The sequence below is a fragment of the Streptomyces sp. NPDC007164 genome (assembly GCF_040634135.1).
GTDB classification, from domain to species: domain Bacteria; phylum Actinomycetota; class Actinomycetes; order Streptomycetales; family Streptomycetaceae; genus Streptomyces; species Streptomyces sanglieri.
Genome location: NZ_JBEYFB010000102.1, coordinates 1 through 9,127, shown reverse-complemented (window position 1 = coordinate 9,127; position 9,127 = coordinate 1). Strand labels below are relative to the sequence as shown.

7 protein-coding genes and 1 pseudogene are annotated in these 9,127 nt (G+C 71.0%); 4 read left to right on the top strand and 4 right to left on the bottom strand.

Translation table 11 applies throughout. The features are described 5' to 3' along the window. Positions 1 to 71 precede the first annotated feature (71 nt). The 4 genes from ABZ622_RS41230 to zapE all read right to left on the bottom strand — a co-directional run bounded on the left by ABZ622_RS41230 (position 72) and on the right by zapE (position 5,786). A complete protein-coding gene (locus tag ABZ622_RS41230; protein WP_360552386.1) occupies positions 72 to 2,294 on the bottom strand; it encodes an FAD-dependent oxidoreductase in 2,223 nt (740 codons plus the stop codon). Positions 2,295 to 2,610: 316 nt separating this feature from the next. Next, on the bottom strand, positions 2,611 to 4,011 hold the full coding sequence (locus ABZ622_RS41225; RefSeq protein WP_360552384.1) for an alkaline phosphatase PhoX: 1,401 nt from the start codon (positions 4,009 to 4,011) through the stop codon (positions 2,611 to 2,613). Between the two features lie 125 nt (positions 4,012 to 4,136). Further along, positions 4,137 to 4,562 carry an OsmC family protein gene (locus ABZ622_RS41220; RefSeq protein WP_360552382.1) on the bottom strand — a complete coding sequence of 142 codons (426 nt, stop codon included), beginning with the start codon at positions 4,560 to 4,562 and terminating at the stop codon, positions 4,137 to 4,139. Positions 4,563 to 4,646: 84 nt separating this feature from the next. After that, a complete protein-coding gene (gene zapE / locus ABZ622_RS41215; protein ID WP_360552380.1) occupies positions 4,647 to 5,786 on the bottom strand; it encodes a cell division protein ZapE in 1,140 nt (379 codons plus the stop codon). A 37-nt stretch (positions 5,787 to 5,823) separates the two neighbouring features. Between zapE and ABZ622_RS41210 the strand changes: the two genes are divergently transcribed. From ABZ622_RS41210 to msrB, 4 genes and pseudogenes are all read left to right on the top strand, one after another. Beyond that, positions 5,824 to 6,588 (top strand): pyrimidine reductase family protein, encoded by a 765-nt coding sequence (locus tag ABZ622_RS41210; RefSeq protein WP_360552378.1) that lies wholly within the window; start codon positions 5,824 to 5,826, stop codon positions 6,586 to 6,588. A 149-nt stretch (positions 6,589 to 6,737) separates the two neighbouring features. Beyond that, positions 6,738 to 7,190 (top strand): indole-3-glycerol phosphate synthase, encoded by a 453-nt coding sequence (locus ABZ622_RS41205; RefSeq protein ID WP_124721180.1) that lies wholly within the window; start codon positions 6,738 to 6,740, stop codon positions 7,188 to 7,190. Between the two features lie 59 nt (positions 7,191 to 7,249). Continuing rightward, on the top strand, positions 7,250 to 8,644 hold the full coding sequence (gene murC, locus ABZ622_RS41200; protein ID WP_360552375.1) for a UDP-N-acetylmuramate--L-alanine ligase: 1,395 nt from the start codon (positions 7,250 to 7,252) through the stop codon (positions 8,642 to 8,644). Positions 8,645 to 8,653: 9 nt separating this feature from the next. Continuing rightward, positions 8,654 to 9,037, top strand: a pseudogene (msrB, locus tag ABZ622_RS41195) (peptide-methionine (R)-S-oxide reductase MsrB); the annotation flags it as partial. Positions 9,038 to 9,127 lie beyond the last annotated feature (90 nt).

Genomic DNA, 9,127 nt, shown 5'->3' with positions numbered 1-9,127 from the left:
CACCCGGCGCGGGTCGGGGGGGGGGGACCACGCCCCGCCCCCCAGAGCGGGCCCGCCCCCGCCGTCCGCGCCTACGCGTAGGCGCGGACGGCGACGACGTGGGCCGACGGGGCCCCGTTGGTCGCCTCGACGACGATCCTCAGCGCCGTCGAGACGACCGGCTCGTCCAGAGTGTGCACCTGGCGGCGCCGCCGGTTGTCCGTCGTACGGGAGACGGTCCGCCAGGTGCCGTCCGCGTCGCGCGCCTCGACGCGGTAGTCCCGCAGCAGGGTGGGCAGGGTCTCGAACGGGGTCCGGTGGTGATGCAGGTTGATCAGGTCCTCGTTGACATCGTCGTCGGCGAGCACATCGATCCGGCCCAGGGTGACCGGCTGCGGCCAGGCCAGCCCCAGCCAGGCCCCGACGCCGTCCCGGAGCGGCTCGGAGACCCACATGTGCGGACCGGCGTACGGGCGGGCGTAGCCGTCCACCGCCTTGGCGGGGGCGTACGCGGCGGTCTCGCCCGCCCGGAAGCAGAAGGCGCGGTGCAGCAGACCGTCGTCGGTCCACTCGCGCAGCCGCTGCGGCGACTCCTGCTCCGGGCGCAGCGGAACGTGGGTGAAGCCGAGCACGCCCGGGGCCGGCCCGTCGGCGCTGTACAGGGCCAGGTCCTCGTTCGCCCGTACGCGGACGAAGGCGTTGCGGGCGCTCCCGGGCGACCAGCGCAGCCCCGTCCCGACCCACTGCTTCGACCCGGCGGCGACCGGGACGGTGACGGAGGCGACGAGGCGGCGCGGGACGTAGTTCTGCCCGAGTTCCGGGTCGTACAGCTCGACGACGAGTTCGGTGTCCCGCTCGGCGTCGACGAGCAGTTCGAGGCCGGTCAGCTCGGGGTCGACGGGCAGCACCAGACCGGCATCGGCGGTCAGTGGCACACGCGCCGACAGTGCCTCGGCGGCGAGGTCCGTCAGACTGGACGAGGCCGTGACGGTGGCGGTCAGGGCCAGGTCGTCGGGGTCGTCCGACGCCAGACCGACGACGGAGGCGTCCTCCCGCAGCAGGGTGCGCTGCAACGCGGGTACGTCGAGCGTGCGCGGGGCGACACCGTCGGCGACGCACAGCGCGGCGGCGGTGCCGGCGGCCTGGCCGATCGTGGCGCAGGTCGCCATGACGCGGGTCGAGCCGAAGGCGACGTGGCTGGCGGAGATGTTGCGCCCGGCGAAGAGGAGATTCGTCGTGTTCACCGAGTACAGGCTGCGGTAGGGGATGTGGTAGACCCCGTCCGCATAGATCTGCTTGGCGCCGTCCCCTTCGGAGTACATGCCCTTGGGCGGATGCAGGTCGATGGACCAGCCGCCGAACGCGACCCGGTCGTCGAATTCGGTCTGGCCGAGGATGTCGCCCTGGTGCAGGACGTAGTCGCCGAGGAAGCGCCGGTACTCGCGCTTGCCGGGCACCGAACCCACCCACTCCAGCGTCATGTTCGCCGCGTCGAACTCGCCGGAGTTCTTGATGTGGTCCCAGATTCCGTGGATCACCGCCCACAGCTCGTCACGGATGACATCGTTGTCGTGCACCGTGTCCAGCTCTCCGCCGAACTCGATCCACCAGTACGCGCAGCCGTTGTCACCGGACTTGATGATGCGGCGCTGCGGGATGGAGGTCTCGGCGATGTTCTTGGCGAAGTCCGGCGGCACGAACTTCACCGGGTGCCCGGCGTCCTTTGTGTAGAAGAGCAGGGTCGATCCCAGCGTGATGCGATCGGCCTCCTCGGGCGCCCATGCCTCGTCGTACTCGGCGCACGACTCCCGGCCGATGCGGTGCCGGGCACCCGCCAGGTGGCCGATCAGACCGTCCCCCGAACAGTCCAGGTACATTTCGCTCTCGAAGCGGATGTGCCGCTCGGAGCCCATCATCCACCCGGTGACGGCGGTGATGTGCCGGGCGTCCTCGGGCCCCTGGGCGTCCACTTCCCTGACGTCGGTGTTGAGGTAGAGCGTGATCCCGGGTTCGGCCCGGACCGCGTCCAGTACGACCGTGTCCCAGTAGTACGGATTCCCGTCCGGGTTGCGGAACTGGTTCTCGACGAAGAGTTCGCCCATGATGCCGCCCTCGCGGGCGTTGTGGTTGTTGCCGTGCGCGGTGGCGCCGACGACCCAGACCCGGACTTCGCTGCTTGAATTCCCGCCGAGAACCGGCCGGTTGTTGATGAGCGCCACGGAACGGCCCTGCCGGGCGGCGGCTATCGCCGCGCACACACCGGCCAGTCCGCCGCCGATGACGGTGATGTCGTGCCGTGCGGTTTCGCGCCTCATTGTTCACGTCCCATCGGGGTTGGCTTAGAGGCTGTGGAGAACATGCGGTGCACCGGCGGGGACAAGGCGTTCTTTCTTGCCGACCGGTGCGCATGGTCCCGCGGAGGCACGCGGAACCAGGCGGGAGCTTATCTCCACCCATGGCGTTCCGCCGCAGCTTCTTCGATCAACTTCCGTCGGCGCGTGGACCGTTCGTCCGGCCCTCCCGCCTGCTGTTCCGCTGTGCAGAACGCGGCCCCCGTCCGGGCAGCGCGAAGGGGGCGGACACCGGCTGCCCGCCCCCTGCGGTACCTCAGTGGATCAGCTCCTCAGCGCGTCAGCGCCACGGTCCCGTCACCGCGAACGTGGTCCCCGGTGTGTAGCAGTTCACGAACATCGTCCCGCCGTCCGGCGCGAACGTGACCCCGGCGAACTCTCCCCACTCCGGCTTCTGGGGCGTCCCGATGTTCTGCCGGCCCCGCGCCATCGCGTACACCTCGCCGCGCCGCGTCAGCCCGAAGACATGCTGCGCGCCGCCGCCGTCCTCGCACACCATCAGTCCGCCGTCGGCGGCGAGAGCGATGTTGTCCGGGGACTCGCCCGGCAGCTGCACATCGGTGCCGGGGCCGAAGACGATCACGAGGGTGAGACGGCGCCGCTTCGGCTCGTACCGCCACACCTGGCCGTAGTGGTCGGCGGCCGAGCCCTCCGCGCTGTGCGCGAAGCTGGAGACGAAATAGACCGAGGACCCGCCCCAGTAGCAGCCCTCCAGCTTCTGCGCGTGGGTGATGCCCTTCGGGCCGAAGTCCTGGAACCGGATCGGTGTCCCGGCCGCCTGCGGATCCGGGACCGGAACCCACTCGATGCCCTCGAAGCTCGCGCCGGTCTCCTGGACCACGGAGAGATCGGGGACGCCGGGCACCCGCATGGCCTCCAGACGGCCGCCGGCCCGCAGCGAGCCCGTACCGCCGAGCGGCTTGTCCGGCAGGAAGCGGTAGAAGAGCCCGAACGGCTTCTCGAACGCGTCCTCCGTCTCGTAGACGGTTCCGTTCCTCGGGTCGATCGCGATGGCCTCGTGCTGGAAGCGGCCCATCGCGGTGAGCGGCACGGCCCCGGTGCGGTGCGGATCGGCGCCGTCCACCTCGAAGATGAAGCCGTGGTCCTTGGTGTAGCCGTTGGTGCCGGCTCTGTCCTCGGTCTCCTCGCAGGTCAGCCAGGTGTTCCAGGGGGTGCGGCCACCCGCGCAGTTCACCGCCGTACCGGCGATGGCGACGCGTTCACCGAGGACATTGTTGCGGCCGTCCAGCTCCAGGGCCGTACAGCCGCCCTTGCCCATCGGGTCGTAGGTGAGGCCCTCGACGACCGGGACCTGGAGCTTCGCGGTGACGCGGTTCTCGTGGTTGCGGACCAGGCGGACGTGTCCGTGGCGGCCCGCGAAGGCGGCCATGCCGTCGTGATTGCTGGGGACCGGGCCCTCGCCGGAGCGGAGCGGGTCGCCCTCCCGGGAAAGCACCCGGTAGCGGAAGCCCCTGGGGAGGTCGAGCAGCCCGTCGGGGTCCGGCACCAGCGGGCCGTACCCGGCGTGTCCCCGGGCGGCCGCGGTGCCCGCGAAGAGTTCGGAGAACGCTCCGGTGAAGGCGACGGAGGCGATGGCCGCGCCGCTGCCGGCCAGGACCTGACGGCGGGTGGCGGCGGGGCGCGACATTTCTGCGGTCGGTCGTGACGTCTCTGATGACATGGGGCAACTCCCTGCTGGCGGACAGGAGAAGTGACCCGCATGTGTGTACCACGCGCACAGCCGCGCGGGAACCATGCGGGTCACTGAGCCGCGGGTGTGTCCCGGGCCCGGAGTGGCCCCAGTGGTCAGACCAGCGAGGCGGAGAGCGTGATCGCCGTGCCGGTCAGCGCCTGGCTGACCGGGCAGTTCGCCTTGGCGTCCTCGGCGGCCTTGACGAAGTCCGCCTCGTCGATGCCGGGCACCTCGCCCTGGACGGTGAGGTGGATGCCGGTGATGCCGGTGCCGGGCTGGAGGGTGACGTCGGCCGTGGTGGTCAGCTGGGTCGACGGGGTGCCGGCCGAGGCCAGTCCGTGGGCCAGCGCCATCGAGAAACAGCTGGAGTGGGCCGCCGCGATGAGCTCCTCGGGAGAGGTCTTGCCGTTCGCCTTCTCCGCGCGGGACGGCCAGGAGACGTCGAATTCGCCGATGCCGGAGGAGTCGAGGGTGACGACACCCTTGCCCTCGATCAGGTTGCCTTCCCAGACCGTGTGGGCCTGGCGGGTGGTAGCCATGCTGGATCCCTTCAAACGGTGTGCGCGGTCGCTACGGGAGTCCCGAGGCACCCCGGGGGCGCCTCGGGCGGTACGTCCCCGAACCTACTGCGCCACCAGCCCCTTCGCGTCCCGCGCCAGGGCCGTCAGCCGGGAGATCGCCCGGAAGTACTTCTTCCGGTACCCGCCGTTCAGCATCTCTTCGCTGAACAGCCGGTCGAACGGCAGCCCGGAGGCGAGCACCGGGACCTCCCGGTCGTACAGCCGGTCGGCGAGGACGACCAGGCGCAGCGCGGTCGACTGGTCGGGGACCGGCTGGACCTCGGTGAGGCAGACCGCCCGCAGGCCGTCCGTCAGCGCGCCGTAGCGGCTCGGGTGGACCCGGGCGAGATGGTCGAGCAGCGACGGGAAGTCGTCCAGGCTGGCCCCCTCGGTGGCGTACGCCGCTCTGGTGACCTGCTCCTCGGAGTACGGCGGGGGTGCCTCGGGCAGCCCGCGGTGGCGGTAGTCCTCGCCGTCGATCCGCAGCGGGCGGAAGTGCGCGGACAGCCCCTGGATCTCCCGCAGGAAGTCCGCCGCGGCGAACCGGCCCTCGCCGAGCTTGCCGGGCAGCGTGTTGGAGGTGGCGGCGAGCGCGACCCCCGCCTCCACCAGCCTGCTCAGCAGCGACGACACCAGCACGGTGTCGCCCGGGTCGTCCAGCTCGAACTCGTCGATGCACAGCAGCCGGTGCCCGCTCAGCGTCTGCACGGTCTGCTGGAAGCCCAGCGCGCCGACCAGGTTCGTCAGCTCGACGAAGGTGCCGAACGCCTTCAGCGACGGGGCGGCGGGGGTGGCGTGCCAGAGGGAGGCCAGCAGATGGGTCTTGCCGACGCCGTAGCCGCCGTCGAGGTAGACCCCGAGCGGCGCCGACGGAGCGGCGGGCTTCCTGCTGAACCGCCCACCCGTCGCCCGCCACCACCCCTCAAGGGATGCGCTTCGCGCTCTTCCGGTCTTGCCCGAACCGCTGGCGTGCGCCCCACCGAGCCCGGCCGCGAAGCCGCTCAGGACCTCGACCGCCTCGGTCTGGCTCGGCTGGTTCGGGTCCGGGACGTACGTATCGAAGCGTACGGAGTCGAAGCGCGGCGGCGGCACCATCTCGGCGACCAGCCGGTCGGCGGGAACGCGGGGTTCGAGTGCGCAGAGGGACAGGGGGGCCGTTTCGGCTATGGGGCTCTGCCCCGGCACGGCTGTGGAGGACGACACAACTCTCCACCTTAAGCGCCGTGCCAGACTGCACGACATGCGACGCCTCTTCCCTGTGACCGACCCGACACCGGCCGACGACGAAGGGGAGTGGAGCCTGGACGCCCTGGCCGACGCCTACGCCTACCCGGAGCAGGACGGCCCCTGGCTGCGCGCCAACATGGTTTCGACGCTCGACGGGGCCGCCCAGCACGACGGCCGCTCGCAGCCGATCTCCTGCGAGAGCGACATGCGGATCTTCGGCACCCTGCGCGGTCTGGCGGACGTGGTCCTCGCCGGCGCGGAGACGGTACGCCTGGAGGGCTACCGCCCGGCGAGGGCCCGTGAGGCGTTCGCCGCCCGCCGGGCCGCGGCCGGGCAGGGGCCCGCCCCCGCGATCGCCGTGGTGAGCGGCAGCCTGGACCTCGACTTCTCGCTGCCGCTCTTCACCCAGCCGCTCGTCCCGACCCTCGTGCTGACCGGCGCCGGGGCCCCGCCGGGCCGGATCGAGGAGGCGCGCCGGGCGGGCGCCGAGGTGGTGGTCGCGGGGGAGGGCTCCCGGGTGGACCCCGCCAGGGCCGTACGGGAACTGGCGGACCGGGGGTTCAAGCGGCTGCTGACCGAGGGCGGCCCCAGGATGCTGGGCCAGTTCGTGGCCGCAGGGGTGCTGGACGAGCTCTGTCTCACCCTCTCGCCGATGATGACCGCCGGCGACGCGCAGCGGATCGCGGGCGGCCCGTCGGTGGCCGTGCCGGAACGATTCGCCCTGGCATCGATGCTGGAAGAGGCCGGGTTCCTCTTCACTCGGTACCGTCGGAGCTGACATTCAGCGGAATTTGTCGTTCCGGTTAGCTTCCGGTGGGCACAATTACTTTCGCAGACCCCGTGCGAGCACGGGGAAGGATGGTTTCAGCAGTGATCGGCGACGGTCACTGAAGCAGAAGGGCGCCCGTGGTGTTCACCAGCGTTTTGATGATCGAGAAGCCCCTCACCTCCGAGGACGTCGAGTTCGTCACCACCCTGCACGGGGAGGAGCAGACCTCCTTCGTCGTGCTCATGCAGCCGCGCGGTGACCAGGCCGATGTGCTGCTGCGGGCGATCGACGACCTGGCGATGGGCGAACTCAAGGAAGCCGCCAGGGAGAGCGAGGAGCCGGAGGGCAAGAACGCCAGACAGCCCGCCGAACTCGCGCTCGAAGTGTCACTGGAGGCACTGCGGCAGGCCGGCTCCGAAGCGGTCGGACAGGTGATCGAGGACCACCCCCTGGACCTGCTGAAGTCCGTGGTCGACGACGCGGAGGCGGACGAGGTCATCGTGCTGACCGCGCCGCACTACGTCGAGGAGTTCTTCCACCGCGACTGGGCCTCCAGGGCCCGTCACAAGGTCGGCGTACCGGTGCTCAAGCTCTTCGCGCACAGCGAATAGGCTGGGCGGGCACCTCGTACCGACCCCGGTACCCGCATCGACCTCTGGGAGACACACGCATGGCACCCGGTATTCCTGCCGCCATGGAACGGCCGCACTTCATCGGCATCGGCGGCGCCGGAATGTCGGGCATCGCGAAGATCCTCGCCCAGCGCGGCGCCAAGGTCGCGGGCAGCGACGCCAAGGAGTCGGGTACCGCCGAGGCACTGCGGGCGCTGGGGGCGACCGTCCACATCGGGCACGCCGCCGGACATCTGGCGGACGACGCCTCGTGCGTCGTCGTCTCCAGCGCCATCCGCGCCGACAACCCGGAGCTGCTGCGCGCCGCCGAGCTGTCGGTCCCCGTCGTCCACCGCTCCGACGCGCTCGCCTCGCTCATGGGGGGGCTGCGCGCCATCGCGGTGGCCGGTACGCACGGCAAGACGACCACCACGTCGATGCTGGCCGTCGCCCTGACCGAACTGAACCTCGACCCCTCGTACGCCATCGGCGGCGACCTCGCCGGCCCCGGCACCAACGCCGCGCACGGCGAGGGCGCGATCTTCGTCGCCGAGGCGGACGAGAGCGACCGCAGCTTCCAGAAGTACGACCCCGAGGTCGCGATCGTCCTCAACGTCGAGCTCGACCACCACGCGAACTACGCCTCGATGGACGAGATCTACGAGTCGTTCGAGGCGTTCACCGGCAAGATCGTCCCGGGCGGCACCCTGGTGATCTCCGCCGACCAGGCCGGCGCCGTCGAGCTGACGGAGCGGGTCCGGTCCCTTCCCGCGCTGAACGTCGTCACCTACGGCGAGTCCGAGGCCGCCGACGTACGCGTCCACAAGATCACCCCGCGCGGACTGACCAGCGAGGTCACAGTCGTCCTGAACGGGAAGTACCTCACGTTCACGGTCTCCGTGCCCGGCCGCCACTACGCCCTCAACGCGGTGGCGGCCCTCGCCGCCGGTGTCGCCCTCGGCGTCCCGGCGCACAACCTGGCCTCGGCCCTCGGCAAGTACACCGGGGTCAAGCGCCGCCTCCAGCTCAAGGGCGAGGTGGCGGGCGTGCAGGTCATCGACTCGTACGCGCACCACCCCACCGAGATGACCGCGGACCTCGAAGCGATGCGCGGCGCCGCGTCCGAGGCCCGCCTCCTGGTCGTCTTCCAGCCCCACCTCTTCTCCCGCACCCAGGAGCTCGGCACCGAGATGGGCCAGGCCCTCGCGCTGGCCGACGCCTCCGTGGTGCTGGACATCTACCCGGCCCGCGAGGACCCGATCCCCGGCATCACCAGCGACCTGATCATCGACGCCGCACGGGCCGCGGGCGCCGACGTCACCGCCGTCCACGACAAGGCCGCGGTCCCCGAGGCCGTCGCGGGAATGGCGAAGCCCGGCGATCTCGTTCTCACCATGGGAGCGGGCGACGTCACCGACCTCGGCCCGCAGATCCTGGACCACCTGTCGAGCTGAGGGAGCGACGTGTCGTACGACATCGAGAAGCCGGACGAGCAGTGGCGGGCGGAGCTGACCCCGGCCGAGTACGCGGTCCTGCGCCAGGCCGGCACCGAACCCGCCTTCGTCGGCGAATACACCGACACCAGGACCACGGGCGTCTATTCCTGCCGCGCCTGCGGCGCCGACCTGTTCCGCTCGGACGCCAAGTTCGAGTCGCACTGCGGCTGGCCGTCCTTCTACGACCCGAAGGACAGTGACGCGGTCGAACTGATCCAGGACCGCAGCCACGGCATGGTCCGCACCGAGGTCCGCTGCGCACGCTGCGGATCGCACCTCGGCCATGTCTTCGAGGGCGAGGGCTACCCCACCCCCACGGACCAGCGGTACTGCATCAACTCGATCTCGCTGCTCTCCCCCGTCGGCGGCGCACTGCTGCTCGCCGGGTACGCGCTGGTCGCGGCGTTCGTCGCGGTCCTGGTGCCGATGCGCAGGGATGTG

Coding starts and splice junctions, on each gene's coding strand:
- ABZ622_RS41230 (WP_360552386.1), bottom strand. CDS start 2,294: ATGAGGCGCGAAACCGCACGGCACGACATCACCGTCATCGGCGGCGGA.
- ABZ622_RS41225 (WP_360552384.1), bottom strand. CDS start 4,011: ATGTCATCAGAGACGTCACGACCGACCGCAGAAATGTCGCGCCCCGCC.
- ABZ622_RS41220 (WP_360552382.1), bottom strand. CDS start 4,562: ATGGCTACCACCCGCCAGGCCCACACGGTCTGGGAAGGCAACCTGATC.
- ABZ622_RS41210 (WP_360552378.1), top strand. CDS start 5,824: ATGCGACGCCTCTTCCCTGTGACCGACCCGACACCGGCCGACGACGAA.
- ABZ622_RS41205 (WP_124721180.1), top strand. CDS start 6,738: ATGATCGAGAAGCCCCTCACCTCCGAGGACGTCGAGTTCGTCACCACC.
- murC (WP_360552375.1), top strand. CDS start 7,250: ATGGCACCCGGTATTCCTGCCGCCATGGAACGGCCGCACTTCATCGGC.